This window comes from Streptomyces sp. NBC_01233 (assembly GCF_035989305.1).
Lineage (GTDB): Bacteria > Actinomycetota > Actinomycetes > Streptomycetales > Streptomycetaceae > Streptomyces.
Genome location: NZ_CP108514.1, coordinates 767569 through 782299 on the forward strand (window position 1 = coordinate 767569; position 14731 = coordinate 782299).

Here is a 14731-nt window from a genome sequence, read left to right on the forward strand (position 1 = left end):
ACCCCGCCGCGCCGTGCCGTAGCCGCGGTGGAGATCACCCGGGTGCCCGGCACGGGCTGCGGGTGCTCGCGTCGGCGCCGTCGCATAGTCGTGGGAGGCCCCGTGACGGCGGCCCCGTGCCGGAGGGAGTGATGGTGGTGGACGTCGGACGACGCGCCGCGCTGTCAGCGCTGCTGGCCGCAGGGCTCGTACCCTGCTGCGCCGCCGCGGCGGCGCAGCCCACCGCGCGGGCCACGGGCGGACCGCCGGCGGGCGCACCGGCCGCGGACCGTCCGGCCGCCGGTGCTCCGCCCGCCGGTCCGCGCCCGCCGGCCTCGCTCCTCGGCAGTGAGATCCGCCGGCTGCCCACCTCGCGCAAGGTCATCGCGCTCACCTTCAACGCCGCCTGGGACGAGGCCGGGCTCGACACCGTGCTGGCCGAACTGCGGCGGCGGAAGCTGCCCGCCACCTTCTTTCCGACGGGGGAGTTCGCCGACGCCCACCCCGCCGCGGTCCGCGCCATGGGCGCCGCGCACGGCCTCGGCAACCACTCGTACAGTCACCCCTACTTCGGCGAGATCAGTACGGCGGAACGCGCCGAGGAGGTGCGGCGCGCGGACGCGGCGATCCGGACGGCGTCGGGGACCGAGCCGCTGCCGTTCTTCCGTTTCCCCTACAGCTCCACCACCCGCCAGTCCGTCGCCGACGTCAACGACCTGGGCTACGCGGCGATCGAGTTCACCGCCGACACCAACGGCTACCTCGGCCCGAAGGGCGGCATGACCGTGGACGAGGCGGTCGAGCGGGCCGTCGACGCCCTCTCTCCCGGAGCGATCATCCAGATGCACGTCGGCAGCACCGGCGACGGCGTCGTCCTCGACGCCGACGCCCTCCCGCTGATCATCGACGCGGCCCGGGCCGACGGCTACGAGGTCATCGACCTGCGCGAGTTCCTGAGCGCGCCGGCTTCTCCCGCTGCCGCGGGGGCCCGGTAGGGGTCGGGCCGGCCGGCTCCCGGAGCATTCCACCGCCCTCGCCAGCCGGAAGCCCGCGATCTGGCAGGTCACGAGGGAGACGAGGACCAGGACGGAGCAGCTGGCCGAGCTGGTAGATGGCGTCCGGGGCGCTGGTCACCGTCCCGGAGGCGGGGACAGCGCGGCTCTGGCCGCGGGGGCGACGAGCCCGAGGAGGGAGGGGCCGAGCAGGATGCCTCCGACGACCTCCCCGATGACCGGCGGCTGGCGCAGGGCGCCGAAGAGAAGGCCGCATCCGTGTGCGGCTGCGCAGATCACGGCGAGGGCGCCCAGCAGCCGGATGGTGTCGATCGCTGTCATTCCGGATCACTTCCACTCGTTCCGCGGGGTGGACGTCGTCCTGCTCGGTTGCACGTCGGTGCGGGGAAGAACTGTCCGTCCGACGCCCTCGACGGGGGTGCGAGGCGGGTCGGTTCGGCGCGGACCCATTGAATCGCCCCCGCCGTGCCGGAGTCGACGTGAGCCCGGTGCGGTCCGAGCCCGCGGGCCCGCGTACTGTCTCCCTGTTCGAACCCGGGGAGGGGACATTCATGCAGGTCGGAACGAGACGCGGCTTCCTGGTCGCGGCCGCCGCCATCACGGCGTCGGCGTCCGTCGGCGCCTGCCGCAAGCGGGGCGCGAACGACGATCCGCTCGACGTGCCGGCGAGCGCGAACCTGCCCGCGGCCAGGGAGTCGGTGGCCGCCGACGGCACCACGATCGTCCTCGGCGACCCGGGCGCTCCCCTGGCGGTCCGGGTGTACGAGGACCTGAGCTGCCCGGCCTGCGCCGAGTTCGAGACGGAGGGCACCGGCCCGTACCTGAAGCGGGCGGCCCGCAATGACGCGCTGCAACTGCAGTTCACCCTGGGGTCCTTCCTCGGCCCCGGGTCGAAGTTCGCCGCGAACGCGCTGCGCGCCGCCGTGGACCAGAACAAGTTCGCCGAGTACCACCACGTGCTCTACAGCCACCAGACCCCCGCACGGAAGTCCGGGGGTTTCACGAGGGACCGGCTGCTGGCGCTGGCCGTCCTGGTCGAGGGACTGCGCGGCCCGGAGTTCGACGCGGCCGTGCAGGAGACGAAGTACCGTGAGTTCGTCGAGGCCTCCGACGAGACTCTCGGCGACTCACCCGCCGAGAGCACCCCGGCCATGGAGATCAACGGGGCCCTGGTGCAGGACGGCAGCCGTGCGCTCTACACCGACCGCAACCGTCTCTACCGGCACCTCAGGAAGGCGTCCGCGGCGTAGGAGCGGGGCGGCGCGCGTACTGCCGGGCCGCGAGCCCCCAGGACAGCCCGAAGAGCAGCCAGTACGGCGACCACAGCAGCAGGTCCCAGCAGGCCAGGGTGCGCGCGAGGTCCAGGTGCGCAGGGGGTACGGAGCCCCGGCCGGCCAGCAGCCACAGGTCACCGGTGAACCCGTAGCCCAGGAGTCCGACGGCGCGCGCCACCATGAACGCGCATCCGGCCCAGGCCCCGGCGAGCAGCACCGCGCGCCGGACTCCGCCGTGCGGTCCGAAGCGGCCGCGCAGGTGGAGGGCCGCGGCCATGCCCACCACGGCCAGCGCCACCGACAGCCTGTGTTCGGTCACCGTGTTCCCGGCGCGCTCGAGCAACTGGGCCCGGGCCGCGGGCGGTAGCGGGGTCTGGCGTGCGAGGACCGCGCCCCCGAGGGCCCAGTCGAGCTTCATCGCCCCGTACGCGAAGGAGCACCAGAAGGCCGTTCGGGCCGCCCGCGCGCCGGTCCGGTCGGCGGCCGTCACCGTACGGACTCCGCACGCGTGCGCCGGTGGTAGGACACGATCACCACGCACCAGGCGGTCAGTTGCGCCGCTCCCCCGAGACCGTCGGCCGCCGCGGCCCATCCGCCGGACAGCACGTCGAGTCCCTGGCGCCGCAGGGTGAGCGCCATCCCGAGCGACTGCAGCAGCAGGCCGAGGGCAAGGGCGCCGAGCACCGCCCATCGCGGGATCCACCGTCCCCAGCGGGTGACGGTCGCCGCGACCACCGCCGCTGCCACGACGCCGAGCAGCGCGTTGCCCGCCTGCGCCGACGCGGGGTGCGCGAAGCGTGCTTGCACGGCCTCGGGCGCGGGGCTGCCGGGCATCCCGATCTCCCCGCGCGCCGCCATGTACAGCTTCAGCCCCGTGTACATCAGCATGTACGCGACGGCGAGGCCCGCGGCCAGCCGTACGAAGCGGCCCGCGGGCGCGGGCCGCGCGGGCGTGAACAGCATCCGGCGCGCTCTGTCGGTGTACCCGTCGAGGATCATGCCTTCAGGGTGACCGGCACCGTCCGCCGCGCACGTCATGCCCGGGGGGCATCCCCCTCCCCCGAACGGTGGAGGGGCCCTCGTCCGTTGGGTGCGTCTTCGGGGCTGCTCAGCGCACTCGGCCCGGCCTGGATCATCGCCCGCTCGCGCAAGGGGGCCGTGACCACCGGCGAGTGGACCTCCGGCTGGGGCTGGGCCATCCTGGCCGCCGTGACCGGCAGTACCGTCTCCGCCGCCCAGGTCCTGATGCACATCGTGCCCCCGGACCCCGGCTACGCCGGCGCCCTGTTCGGCCTGCACCTCTACACCTGGGCCCTGATCACCTTCCTGGCCGCCGTGGCCGCCGCGGCCGCTCTCTTCCTGACCCCCTCCGGCGAACCCCTGGACGCCGGACTCACCTCCCCCGCCCTGCGCCGGGCCGGCGCCGTCACCCCCGCCGTGCTCGTCGTCTTCGCCGCCAGCAACCTGATCGCCTGCTTCCTCCTCCAGGGCTTCCACTGGCAGATGCCCGGCGACCCCACCGGATACCGGTTCTTCACCGACTTCGGCCTCTGAACGCTCCGGCCCCGATTCCCCAGCCGGATTCCCCGGCCCCGATTCCCCGTCCCTCCCGGCCGGGGAATCCGGCGTTCGCGGCGGCCGCTCCCACCAGTGGACGGCCGCGGCTCGTTGCCCGGGTCGGTTATCGTCCGTCTCCCAACCGACCGATCGGCACAGGGGGATGCAGCAGGTGAGCGAGAAGGACGTGCTGGCGCGGAGCCACTGACGATCACCGTCGCGGTCGGCCTGTCGTCTGCCGGCGGATCGAACGCGGGTCGCTGTGACCAGCGTCCTCGCAGTTCGGCCCCGGCGAACCGGGTGAACGACAAGAGCGGCAGACTGGGGCGCATGGACTCAGGACTCGCCGCACTGCTGGGCGCCGCCGTCGGTTCCGCCACCACCCTCGGGGCCGCGATCGTCAACGGCCGTGCTCAGGCGCGGTCCCAGCACGCGCAATGGAGCCGCCAGCATCGCCGCGACGCATACGCCCGTTACCTCAGCGCCCTCCATGACCGCGACGTCGCCATGGACGCCGTCCTCGACGCACTGCGTTCGGACCAACCCGACCTCCCCGACACCGACGAGAAGACAGGCCGCTTCATCACCCTGGCACGCGAGGTCCATCGCGCCGTCGAGGTCGTCGTCCTCGAAGGGCCGGCACCCCTCGCGGAGGTCGCGGAACGCGTCACCCTCGCCTCCAGCGATCTCTCGCGCGTCATGCGACGCATGGCCGAGGACGCCCACGCGGGAGACACGACCCGCAAGACCGAAGACATCGCCCTTGCCGCCGAACGAGAGCGAACTCTCTACCGAGCAGTCAAGGACTTCCGCCTCGCGGCCCGCAACACCATCGGCAAAGACAACTGACCCAAGGATTCTCGGACCCGGCCCCGGCCCGGACCGTTGGGAGACCGAGGCTCTGTTCAGCGGCTCTGACGGTGGGGGACGCGCCGGCTCACTGGAGGGAGGATGGCGGTGCACACCGTGCCCTGGGTACACGTGGTTCCCGAGCAAGGCGCCCTGCCCGTGGATCTGTTGCTGACCGGCAGGACGTACGTGGCGCGCCTCGACGGTCGGCAGATGCGCGACACGGACGCCGTCTTCATGCAGTTCTACGACGGGCTGAGGCTGCCCGACTGCTTCGGGTGGAACTGGAACGCCCTCTTCGACTGTCTGCGCGATCTGACCTGGCTGCCCGCGGACCAGTACGTACTGATCGTCGAAGCCGCGGACGAGGCCCTGTCGGGCGACCCCGCCGGACGGCGGCAGCTCTTGCGGACCCTTCTGCGGGCAGGACGGCGCTGGTCCTCCGTGCAGCGGCCCGAGGGCATCGACCTGAGCAGGCTCGTGGTCGTCATGTCCTGCGACCCGGCATCCGTTCCGGACGTGCAGGAACAGGTGCGATCGTGCTGGGAGGAGACCGTCTCGTCCCAGGAACCGCTTCGTCCCGCGGAGGCGATGTCAGTGGCCGCCCCTAGCGTCGGGGCATGATCTGGACCGCCACTCAGGACACCCTCCCGCCCGTTCCGCCTGCGCAGCGGCTCGATGCCGCGCCCTCGGGGCTCGCCGAGACCGTCGAGCTGACGGCTGCCCATCTCGACTCCCCCGCCCATACCGTGGCGGTGTTCGAACGCGTCCTCGACGGTCTGGTACGGCAGGCGCACCATGACCGCCACGCGCTCGCGAACGCCCTGTCCACGGCACTGGGGCACCGCTACCCCGAAGAGGAGACCGAGGCGCACCGGCTCACCGCGGTGGACGTGGTGGTGGCCGCGCTGCTGTGGCGGGTGGCGGGGTACAGCCTCAAGCCCGAGTGCGTACGCCGGCAGCGCGGGCACGAGGAGTGCGCGCAGGGCGGGCTGGAGATGGTGATCGCGGCGCGGGTGCGCGAGATCGGGTACGCACTGCGGTCCGGCGAACCCCAGCCCTTCCTGCTGGCCACCCCCACCTGGGACACGGGCGCGCTGGAGGCGGCCGAGCTCGTGGAACGACTCGTGGAGTACCGGCGGTTGGGCATCCGTCCCGGAGCCGCCGACTTCGGGCAGGCCCTGCTGCGCGTGCGGCGGGACGATCCGGCGGTCCCTGCGGCCGCCGCGGCCGCGGCCCGGCTCGGGACCGCGGAGGGCGATCGGCTCGCCGCCTGGCTCGGCCCGGACGGTGAACCGGGCACGGCGCGCCGCCGGATCGCCATGCCCGATCCGGGGGCGCACCGGGCCTGGGCGCGGACCGGCGCGGCCGTGCCGCAAGTCGCCTTCGTGAGCGGCGAACGGCCGGCCCTGCGGTGGGAGTTCCCGGATGCGTTTCAGTGGCTGCGCCGCCCCCACGAGGGCTTCACCCAGTGCTACCACTGGGACGCCGGCCATGCCGTGCGGGCGTCGGTCCTGCCCGAGGACCGGGACACCCAGGCCGCGTGGCTGCTGCCGGGCGTGACGCTGGCCGCGACGGCCGGCGATCACGGCGGCGCCTGGATGCTGCCGCACCTCGCCCTGCTGGGCGGGCCGGCGGGGCCCGGGCTGCACGCCGCCATGGCGGCGGGGATGGGCGGACGGTACCCGGAGAGCCGCCGCCCGGCGGTGGAGGCCCTGCTGGTACTGGCGGGGCGGGGCGAGCTGGACGCCCCGCTGCTGGGGCGCGAGCTGGCCTCGATGGTGACCCTGGGCACGGTCAAGCCCAACCGGCTTGCGGATGCGGCCCGTTCGGCGGCGGCAGCAGGCGCGTACGCCACGGTGTGGGCCGTCCTCGCCGAGGTACTTCCGGCCCTCCTGCCTTCGGTACGGGGTGCGGGCGAGATGCTGGCCGTCGCCGCCGAGTGCGTGGAGCGCTGCGCGGCCACGGGCCTCGTGCCGGCAGAGGTGGCGGCAGCGGCGGCCCGTACCGGGTCGTCCCGGCTGGTCACCGAAGCCCGCCGCCTGACCTCCGCGCTCACCGGCGCCTGAACCTCCCGGCGATCGGCCGGAACCGGCCTCCTCCGCTCCCCCGGTTCCTCGGGCCGCCCTCCGCGCCGGGCCCGACGGCGGGGCGGGGCGCGCAGGCTGACGGCTCCTCACGGGTCGTGACGAAGGGAATTCGGCAGGTAGTAATTAGGTGAATTCCTGACTGAATTCCAGTCAACAAGCCTCCACATGCTATCTCGATTTGATAACAACCCGCCCCGAATGGCCTGGACCATTATCGCGCAACGCGCGTAACTCCCCTTGCTTTACTGCGAATTGACTGTTCGTCAAATCAAGCCGACAGGTAACGGAATGATTTCTCGAAGCGGACTCCAGTTTGTCCGAATTCTCCGCGGCATTCGTCTGACAGGCTTCCGCGAACCCAGTCATCCGACAACGATTTGAGGTGCCCATGACAGGACGACGCAGACGTCGCGCCGCCGCCGACCACCGCCGCAAACCGCGGAGGTTGATACTCATCACCGCCGCCACGGCAACGGCGGCGGTGATCGCCGCAGGCATCGCGTACTCCGGAATCGGCGACGGTGCCCAGGCGGCGGCGCCCGTACAGGCCGCGGAGGCCGCCGCACCGGCCGCCGCCCCTGCCCGGGACCAGGAGCCCGAGCCGATCGCCGCCGCGCCCTCCAACGAGAACGCGCGCGGCATGGTCTACGACGGCCTCCAGGCCGCGCCGAAGGGCGACCGGTGCGTCGGCGTCTACCGCACCGACACCGGCCTGTGCACCCACGGCCCCGACGCCCCGCCCAAGGGCGTCGACATCACGAAGGAGATCCCGCCGGCGGTCAAGGAGTCGGCCCCGGCGGCAGACCCGTCCCGCCCCGCCGCCGAAGACCCGGCCACCAAGGAAGGTGGCGGGCGTCCTCAGGACGCGCCCGCCGCCGACGCCGCGGCGACCAAGGCGACCGCGCCCGAACCGGCTGCCGCCGGCAGCAGCCAGGCCGTCGCCGCGGGCCCCGCGGGCCAGACGGTCCAGTGCGAGGGCGACGGCAGCACCGGCAACCGCGTACAGGTCGTGTACGTCCACGCCCCCGGCAAGGACCGCTACTCCGAGTACGTCGCCTCGTTCCGCAAGTGGGCGGCCGACGCCGACCTCATCTACTCGGCGAGCGCCCAGGAGACCGGCGGCGTACGCCACATCCGCTACGTCACGGCCGCGGACTGCACCCCCACGGTGCTCAACATCGAGCTCCCGGCCTCGGCCCTGGCCGAGTTCAGCGCGACCAACAACGCGCTCGCCGGCAAGGGCCTCGACCGCCGCGACCGCAAGTACATGATCTTCGCGGACACGCAGGTCTACTGCGGCATCGGCACCTTCGCGGGCGACGAGCGGCCCGGCCAGGCCAACCAGAGCAACTTCGGCCCGTCCTACGGGCGTACGGACTCCGGCTGCTGGGGCGGCCACACCGCCGCCCACGAACTCGGGCACAACCTGGGCGCGGTCAACAACAGCGCCCCGAACACCAGCCGCGGCGCCCACTGCACCGACGAGTACGACGTCATGTGCTACTCGGACACCCCGTACTACCCGCAGATGCGCAACATCTGCACCAACCAGGCAGCCGAGAACATCCTGGACTGCAACCACGACGACTACTTCCACACCAGCCCCAAGGCCGGAAGCTACCTGGCCACGCACTGGAACATCGCCGACAACCAGTTCCTGATGCGCACGAAGGGCGGTAACGGTACCGACCCGGGTCCGAACCCGACGCCGACGCCGACGAAGAAGCCGACGCCCACGCCGACGAAGAAGCCCGGCGGCGGCCCGGCCGTGACGGCGGCCCAGGTCCAGTCCGACTCCGTCGTGGTGAGCTGGCCCAAGGTCGAGGGTGCCTCCTGGTACCAGGTGATGCTGAACGGCAAGCACCTGACCTGGGTCCAGTCGCAGGCGCTGCGCATCTACAACCTCCAGCCCAACACGTCGTACACGGTCACCGTCTCCGTCCGCGACAGCTCCGGACGTGACAGCGGACCCGGCAAGGCCGCGTCCTTCAAGACACCGGGAGCGGGCGGCGGGGCGACCACCCCGGGCAGCAAGTACACGCTCGGCAACGGCAGCACCGGCATGGCCGCCGAGGTGTGGGGCGGCCGCACCGCCGACGGCACGGTGCTCGTCGGCGGCCGCGCCAACGGGTACGCCCAGCAGCAGTGGTTCTTCGACGACGCCGGCAACGGCCAGGTCCGCATGCGGTCCGCGGTCTCCGGCAAGTGCCTGCAGCCGGGCGGATCGCCCGCCGCGGGCATGTGGGTCGCGCAGCAGCCCTGCGACAAGGGTAACGGCGCGCAGGCCTGGAAGCTGACCTCCCGCGGTGGCGCGGTCACCGTCACCGACCCGAGCGGCGGCTTCGCCCTCACCGTCAGCAACCGCCCCTACTACGGGAACTGGCTGCTCGACCTCCAGCGTGCGGACGGCCGCGCGGCGCAGGCCTGGACCGTCCAGAAGGCCGGCTGAGCACTGCCGCGACTCGATGCCACGGCGCCCCGGGCCCCCGCGGCCCCGGCGTCGTGACGTCGTGAACCCGCCCCGGCGGACGGCCGCCCCGCGCGGCCGTCCGCCGGTCCCCCTCATCTCGACCGGAGCACCCCGACGATGCGCATACGAATCGCTTTCTCGGCCGTCCTGACCGCACTCGGCCTCATGATGCTGACCCCTGTTGCGGCCCACGCCCACGGAGACACCGTGAAGGTGGTGGTGACCGGGCAGCGGACGGGCCACGTCACCGCCGACATCACCTGGGAGAACGACGGGGACGCCGTCGACGAGGCGGTCGCCGCCACCGTGAACGCGGTCAGCGTCGACGGGTCCCGCACCGTGGGGCCCTGGCGCCTGGTCCGCGATCCCGCCGCGGCGCCTGCCGGCTGGACCACGGCCGAGACACTGCCGCCGGGTTCGTGGAAGGTCAGCGTCGACGTGGGGTTCCCGGCCCTCGGACACGGCGACCTCGAAGTCGCCGTACCCGTGGTGGACCCGGCTCCGGGCACCGGCGCGCCGACCGCCTCCGCCCCGGCTCCGGGCACGCCGACCGCCGCACAGCCCTCGGCCGCCGCCCCGTCGGCCGGTTCGCCCTCGGCCGCCGCCCCGGCCGCGTCCACGGCGCAGGTGCCGGCCGCCGACACCGAGGGGTACGCCGTCTGGTGGACGACGGCGGGTGTGGCGGCGACCGCCCTGGCGGGGGCGGCCGTCGGTCTCTTCCTGCGCCGCCGCCGGGTGCGCCGCGGGCGGCTCGGATAGCAGAGCCGTCGAACCTAGGCCGTGGTGTGCCGGAGCTCGGCCGCCACGGCTTCGACGAAACGTTCCAGCCCCTGTGGGTTGATCCGTAGGAACAGATTCGGCTCGATGAGTTCCAGCTCCATGACCACCGGTTCCCTGGCCTCGTCCAACGCCAGGTCCACTCGGGCGAACAGCAGGCCGCCCGGCGCGGGAACCGCGGCCAGGGCCGCCCGCGCCGTCCTGATCTCCGCCTCCGAGGGCCGGTACGGGGCCGCCCCGGGGTGCGGCACCCGGAAGTTGTCCGTCACCCCGGCCTCGGTCAGCACCGGCTGCTTGCGGATCGCGTGGCTGAAGGTGCCGGAGAAGAAGACCAGGGCGCGTTCCCCCTCCTCCACGAGGCGCAGGTACGGCTGGACCATCGCGGTACGGCCCTGGTCCAACAGCATCCGGGCGTGGCGCACGGCGTCCGCCCGCCGGCCGGGCTCGTACCGTGCGGTGTCGCGCGCGCCCGAGGAGACCGTGGGCTTGACCACCACTCCGTGAGGCCCGTCGAAGTCCTGCTCGCCGCAGTGCCCGCCCGGTTCGATGAAGCGGGTCGGCACCACCGGGACCCCGCGCTCGGCGAGTTCCCACAGATAGCGCTTGTCGCTGTTCCAGCGCACCAGCGGCGCCGGGTTCCACAGCCGGGTGACCCGGGCCGTCGCATCGGCCCACGCCAGGAACTCCTCGAGCCGTCCCACGTAGTCCCAGGTCGACCGGATGACCGCCAGGTCGAAGCCGTCCCACTCCTTCGAGTCCGCGTCCCAGGCCACGGCTTGCGCGGACATGCCTGCGACGCGCAGGGCCGCCAGGACCAGCGGGAGGTCCGGGTCCTCGTCGGCACCGGCGCCGCTCGTCACGATCGCGATCCTTGCAGTCCTCATGCGGCTCTCCCCTCGTCACGTGCCGCGATCACTCTTCCACGCGCGATCCGCCGGCGGGAGGGAACCCGTCCGGTGGATCGTGCGTCGTACCGGGCAACGTCGTGCTCATGGCTGCGGGACGGGAAACGGGTCCGGGGCGGATGGGCGGGGCGGCATTGGTGGAGCGGGCCGACAGCGGTGTGCGCGAAGGCGACCGGCCGCGCCGCGGTGGCCGGTGGCGTCGCGGCGACCGGTGGCGCCGGATCAGGGACGCGCGGGGCCGCTCCGCCTGGACGCGCGGGCGGGTACCGGCGTCACTCGCCGTACTGACCGCCTGCCTCCTGACCTTCCACCGGGCGGTGCCCAACGGGGTCGGCCGCCTCGGCAGTCTGCTGGAGGCCTTCCTGCCCTGGCTCGGCCTGGCGGTTGTGGTCCTGCTGGTAGCGGCCCTGGTGCGCCGCTCGGCCACCGCGCTGCTGGCCCTGCTGCTGCCCGCCGCCGCGTGGGCGGTCCTCTTCGGCGGGCTGCTGCTCCCCTCCGATGGAGGCCCCCACCACATCACGGCGGTCCAGCACAACGTCAGCGACGAGAACCCCGATCCCTCGGGCACCGCGGCCGCCCTGGTCCGGGCCGCGCCGGACCTCGTCGCCCTGGAGGAGCTGACGCCCGCCGCCCTGCCGGCCTACGAGGCGGCCCTGGCCGAGGAGTTCCCCCACCACGCGGCCGAGGGGACGGTCGGCCTCTGGTCGAGGTATCCGCTGACGGACGTCCGGCGCCTGGACGTCAAGCCGGCCGGGATCGGGGAGGGCTGGAGCCGTGGCCTGCGGGCCGGTGTGCGCACGCCTCGCGGCGAGATCGCCGTGTACGTCGCCCACCTGCCCTCGGTGCGCATCCGGCCGAGCGGTTTCAGCTCCGGCCTGCGGGACGAGAGCGCGGGTCTGCTGGGCGCGGCCGTCGCCGCCGAGCGGCTGGACACGGTGATCCTGCTGGGCGACCTCAACGGCACGGTGGACGACCGCGGTCTCGCCCCGCTCACCTCGCGGCTGCGAGCGCCCAGGCGGGGGCTCGCCTTCAGCTGGCCCGCGGCCCTGCCGGTGTCCCGGATCGACCAGATCCTGACCCGTTCGGCGACGGCTGTCGACGTCCGGACCCTGCCCGCGACCGGCAGCGACCACCTGCCGGTCGCCGCCCGCATCACGCTCGGCGCCTCATAGCCGGATCACGATCTTTCCCCGGACGTGGCCCTCCCTCAGGTAGCGGATGGCATCGGGCACTTCGGCCAGCGGGTAGGTCCGGTCGACGACGGGGGTCACCGAGCCGGCCTCGATGAGCTCCGTGAGGACCTGCAGGTCACTGTGGTGGTGCTCCATGGCGGCGACGGTGCGCAGGCGGTGCCCGACGAACGGGGACAGCAGGAGCGCTCCCAGCTGCCGCTCGTTGCCTCCGATCCACCGGCCGCCTCCTTCTCCGCCGACGATGACGAGGGTCCCGCGCGGGGTGAGGGCGCGGCGGAGCCGCGAGACGGGGCGGTTGCCGGCGATGTCGAGGACGAGGTCGTAGCGGTGGCTGCCGTCGACGGGGTCGTGCTCCGTGTAGTCGACGACCTCGTCGGCGCCGATGGAGCGGACCAGGTCCGCCTTGGCGGCACTGCAGACTCCGGTGACGCGGGCGCCGAAGGCCTTGGCCAACTGCACGGCGTACGTGCCCACTCCGCCCGACGCGCCGAGGACGAGGACGGACTGCCCGGCTTCGACCCGTCCGACGTCGCGCAGGGCCTTGAGCGCGGTGCACGCGGAGACGGGCACGGCGGCGGCCTGTTCGAAGCCGACGTTGCGCGGTTTCGGCGCGAGCGCGTCCTCCTTGGCGCAGGCGTACTCGGCGAACGAACCGTCGCAGCTGCCGTACACCTCGTCGCCCGGCCGGAAGCGGGTCACGTCCGCGCCGACCGCCTCCACCCGCCCCGCGAGGTCCATGCCGCGGACGCGCACCTTGGGTGCCCGCAGGCCGAAGCCCATGGCGCGCAGTGCGTACGGCATGCCCGCCATCAGGTGCCAGACGCCCTGGTCGACGCCGGCCGCGTGGACCCGTACGAGCACTTCGCCTCGGCCCGGCACCGGCCGGTCCGTCTCTTCGAGCCGCAGGACCGCGGGCGGTCCGTAAGTGTCCTGGACGATGGCCTTCACGAGTCGTCTTCCTCTGCCTCGGTCTGGGAGTACTGGAACACCGCGTCGAGCGGTACGCCGAACACGCGGGCGATCTGGAAGGCCTTCTCCAGGGAGGGCGAGTAGCGGCCCTGCTCGATGGCGATGACGGTCTGCCGGGTCACGCCGATGCGGCGGGCGAGCTCGGCCTGCGTCATCTCGTTGTTGGCGAAGCGCAGGGCACGGATGGTGTTGGTGACCTTCGTGGGCCTCACCACGGCTGGAAGCCCAGCCGGTAGGCGGCGATCTTCGCCGTGGATCCGAGGAGCGCCGACAGGACGAACGCCAGGTAGATGGCGTTGGCGATCCAGAACTGGTCCGCCTCGGCCATGGCCAGGACGAGCCCGGCCACGCCGCCGATCACGACGAAGGACTGTCCGGTGTACTCACCGAAGCGGTGGATCTCCCGGTCGCGCTGGTCCTTGGTGTTGTCCTCCTCGGGCGCGAGCAGCGCCACGGTGATGTGCAGGGCGATCGACGCGACGATCGCCGCCCCGACCGTCCACAGCAGCGCGGCCGCGTACGGCACCTGGGCGAGCGGGGTCTCCCCGGACCGCCCCAAAACCACGGCCAGGTACGCCCCGTAGGACACGACCGTCACCACGATCATGATCCACGCACGTTTTTCCTCGACTGCCACGACCACTCCCCATGTAAAGAAAACCCGACACCTGCAGTGTCAAGCAAGCGCAACATGGTGTCAAGGTTTCTATACATATCCGGGCGGCGGGAGCCTGCGGCTGCTCTCCGTACGGTGTTCCGGCCCCCGCTGGACCGCTTAGGACCCGGCCTCTGGATTGGCCGCCGTCGTGTGCGGGGCGGTCTTCTCGTCGTCCGTCGTGGTGGCAGTCTGCCCGACCGCGGACGGCTGTGTGGCTGCGCGGCGGGAGAAGTCGGTGCAGCGGATCCCGCCGCCGGTGTGCCACTCCAACATCGGGCCGACGGCGTCGCCGTGCTCGGCGCACCAGGAGACCGGAACCACGCCACCGCAGCCATATCGCACACGCACCCCTCGCCCGGCCCGGCATGGGCGACGCCGTGGCGCACCAGCCCGCCCGCCGGCCCTGACGCGGCGGTGCCGCGCAGGCCTGCCGGTCAGGCCTGCGTGAGGCGCAGGCGGGGCCGCGAGGGTGTCGGCGTCCTCGTCGGTGGACCAGCCAGACAGGCGGTCCTCGTCCTCGGCATCGTCGGCCAGGAGCAGGTGCGGCTCCTCCAGCCGGAACCGACGCGTACCAGCCTCTGCTCCGGCGACGACCAGGGCGGCGGACGGTGCCTCCGTGGGCACGGCGATCTTGTCGTGGGCGAGGAGCCAGGCGACGACCGCCGCCCGGTCGAACTCCGGGCTCGTCGCCGTACCGCCCACCGGCGCCGGGAAGTCGACGTGCCCGGCGGCGCCAGTTCGCCGCCGCGGCCCGGCCCACCCCCGGATCCTCGAACCAGCAAGCCCATCCCCCGCGCCGCGACCGTGTGCCCGACCGTCTCCACCACCGCGGCCACGGCGGCCGTCGACACCACGCGCGCCCGGCACGAACAACCGCGCACTGTACGGAGGGGGCGGTGCTCGGCGACTACTGTCCGCCTAGGTAGCGTATGTGAATCGGGGGTGCCGACTGCCCTCGGGAATAGGGGCAAGCGATGGGACTCACCGAGCAAATAAC

17 protein-coding genes are annotated in these 14731 nt (G+C 73.0%); 9 read left to right on the top strand and 8 right to left on the bottom strand.

Features of this window, described 5'->3' with window-relative positions:
* Window positions 1-131: 131 nt before the first annotated feature.
* Window positions 132-974, top strand: coding sequence for a polysaccharide deacetylase family protein (locus OG332_RS03885; protein ID WP_327419101.1), 843 nt, complete (start codon window positions 132-134; stop codon window positions 972-974).
* A 135-nt stretch (window positions 975-1109) separates the two neighbouring features.
* Here OG332_RS03885 and OG332_RS03890 read toward each other — a convergent pair whose 3' ends face one another.
* Window positions 1110-1313 (bottom strand): hypothetical protein, encoded by a 204-nt coding sequence (locus OG332_RS03890; protein WP_327412092.1) that lies wholly within the window; start codon window positions 1311-1313, stop codon window positions 1110-1112.
* A 230-nt stretch (window positions 1314-1543) separates the two neighbouring features.
* On the opposite strand from OG332_RS03890, the gene OG332_RS03895 reads away from it, so the two are divergent.
* Window positions 1544-2242, top strand: coding sequence for a thioredoxin domain-containing protein (locus OG332_RS03895; protein WP_327412093.1), 699 nt, complete (start codon window positions 1544-1546; stop codon window positions 2240-2242).
* Here OG332_RS03895 and OG332_RS03900 read toward each other — a convergent pair.
* Together OG332_RS03900 and OG332_RS03905 are read right to left on the bottom strand one after the other, a co-directional pair.
* Window positions 2220-2756, bottom strand: a complete 537-nt coding sequence (locus OG332_RS03900; RefSeq protein ID WP_327412094.1) for a hypothetical protein — start codon at window positions 2754-2756, stop codon at window positions 2220-2222. The two genes, OG332_RS03895 and OG332_RS03900, sit on opposite strands and share 23 nt — an antisense overlap.
* The gene (locus OG332_RS03905) at window positions 2753-3265 is read right to left on the bottom strand and encodes a hypothetical protein (RefSeq protein WP_327412095.1); all 513 of its coding nucleotides are present in this window, start codon (window positions 3263-3265) and stop codon (window positions 2753-2755) included. The genes OG332_RS03900 and OG332_RS03905 overlap by 4 nt, the downstream gene beginning before the upstream one ends.
* 87 nt (window positions 3266-3352) lie before the next feature.
* On the opposite strand from OG332_RS03905, the gene OG332_RS03910 reads away from it, so the two are divergent.
* From OG332_RS03910 to OG332_RS03935, 6 genes are all read left to right on the top strand, one after another.
* Window positions 3353-3820: a hypothetical protein gene (locus tag OG332_RS03910; protein ID WP_327412096.1), complete on the top strand. Its 468-nt coding sequence runs from the start codon at window positions 3353-3355 to the stop codon at window positions 3818-3820.
* Between the two features lie 333 nt (window positions 3821-4153).
* Complete coding sequence (locus OG332_RS03915) at window positions 4154-4672, top strand: proline dehydrogenase (protein ID WP_327412097.1); 519 nt, start codon at window positions 4154-4156, stop codon at window positions 4670-4672.
* A 102-nt stretch (window positions 4673-4774) separates the two neighbouring features.
* Window positions 4775-5296, top strand: a complete 522-nt coding sequence (locus tag OG332_RS03920; protein WP_327412098.1) for a barstar family protein — start codon at window positions 4775-4777, stop codon at window positions 5294-5296.
* On the top strand, window positions 5293-6741 hold the full coding sequence (locus OG332_RS03925; protein WP_327412099.1) for a DUF7824 domain-containing protein: 1449 nt from the start codon (window positions 5293-5295) through the stop codon (window positions 6739-6741). The genes OG332_RS03920 and OG332_RS03925 overlap by 4 nt, the downstream gene beginning before the upstream one ends.
* A 409-nt stretch (window positions 6742-7150) precedes the next feature.
* Window positions 7151-9211 carry an RICIN domain-containing protein gene (locus tag OG332_RS03930; protein ID WP_327412100.1) on the top strand — a complete coding sequence of 687 codons (2061 nt, stop codon included), beginning with the start codon at window positions 7151-7153 and terminating at the stop codon, window positions 9209-9211.
* A 138-nt stretch (window positions 9212-9349) separates the two neighbouring features.
* Window positions 9350-9991 (top strand): hypothetical protein, encoded by a 642-nt coding sequence (locus OG332_RS03935; protein ID WP_327412101.1) that lies wholly within the window; start codon window positions 9350-9352, stop codon window positions 9989-9991.
* A gap of 14 nt (window positions 9992-10005) precedes the next feature.
* On the opposite strand, the gene OG332_RS03940 is transcribed toward OG332_RS03935, so the two are convergent.
* Window positions 10006-10893, bottom strand: a complete 888-nt coding sequence (locus tag OG332_RS03940) for an ATP-grasp domain-containing protein (RefSeq protein ID WP_327412102.1) — start codon at window positions 10891-10893, stop codon at window positions 10006-10008.
* A gap of 107 nt (window positions 10894-11000) precedes the next feature.
* Here OG332_RS03940 and OG332_RS03945 point away from each other — a divergent pair, with 107 nt between their 5' ends.
* Window positions 11001-12086, top strand: a complete 1086-nt coding sequence (locus OG332_RS03945; RefSeq protein WP_327412103.1) for an endonuclease/exonuclease/phosphatase family protein — start codon at window positions 11001-11003, stop codon at window positions 12084-12086.
* On the opposite strand, the gene OG332_RS03950 is transcribed toward OG332_RS03945, so the two are convergent.
* The 4 genes from OG332_RS03950 to OG332_RS03965 form a co-directional block, all read right to left on the bottom strand.
* Window positions 12081-13055, bottom strand: a complete 975-nt coding sequence (locus tag OG332_RS03950) for an NAD(P)-dependent alcohol dehydrogenase (RefSeq protein ID WP_327412104.1) — start codon at window positions 13053-13055, stop codon at window positions 12081-12083. The two genes, OG332_RS03945 and OG332_RS03950, sit on opposite strands and share 6 nt — an antisense overlap.
* Window positions 13052-13291, bottom strand: coding sequence for a helix-turn-helix transcriptional regulator (locus OG332_RS03955; protein ID WP_442816103.1), 240 nt, complete (start codon window positions 13289-13291; stop codon window positions 13052-13054). Before OG332_RS03955 ends, OG332_RS03950 begins: the two co-directional genes overlap by 4 nt.
* Window positions 13285-13713, bottom strand: a complete 429-nt coding sequence (locus OG332_RS03960; protein ID WP_327412105.1) for a hypothetical protein — start codon at window positions 13711-13713, stop codon at window positions 13285-13287. Before OG332_RS03960 ends, OG332_RS03955 begins: the two co-directional genes overlap by 7 nt.
* A 138-nt stretch (window positions 13714-13851) precedes the next feature.
* On the bottom strand, window positions 13852-14436 hold the full coding sequence (locus OG332_RS03965) for a hypothetical protein (protein ID WP_327419575.1): 585 nt from the start codon (window positions 14434-14436) through the stop codon (window positions 13852-13854).
* Window positions 14437-14731 lie beyond the last annotated feature (295 nt).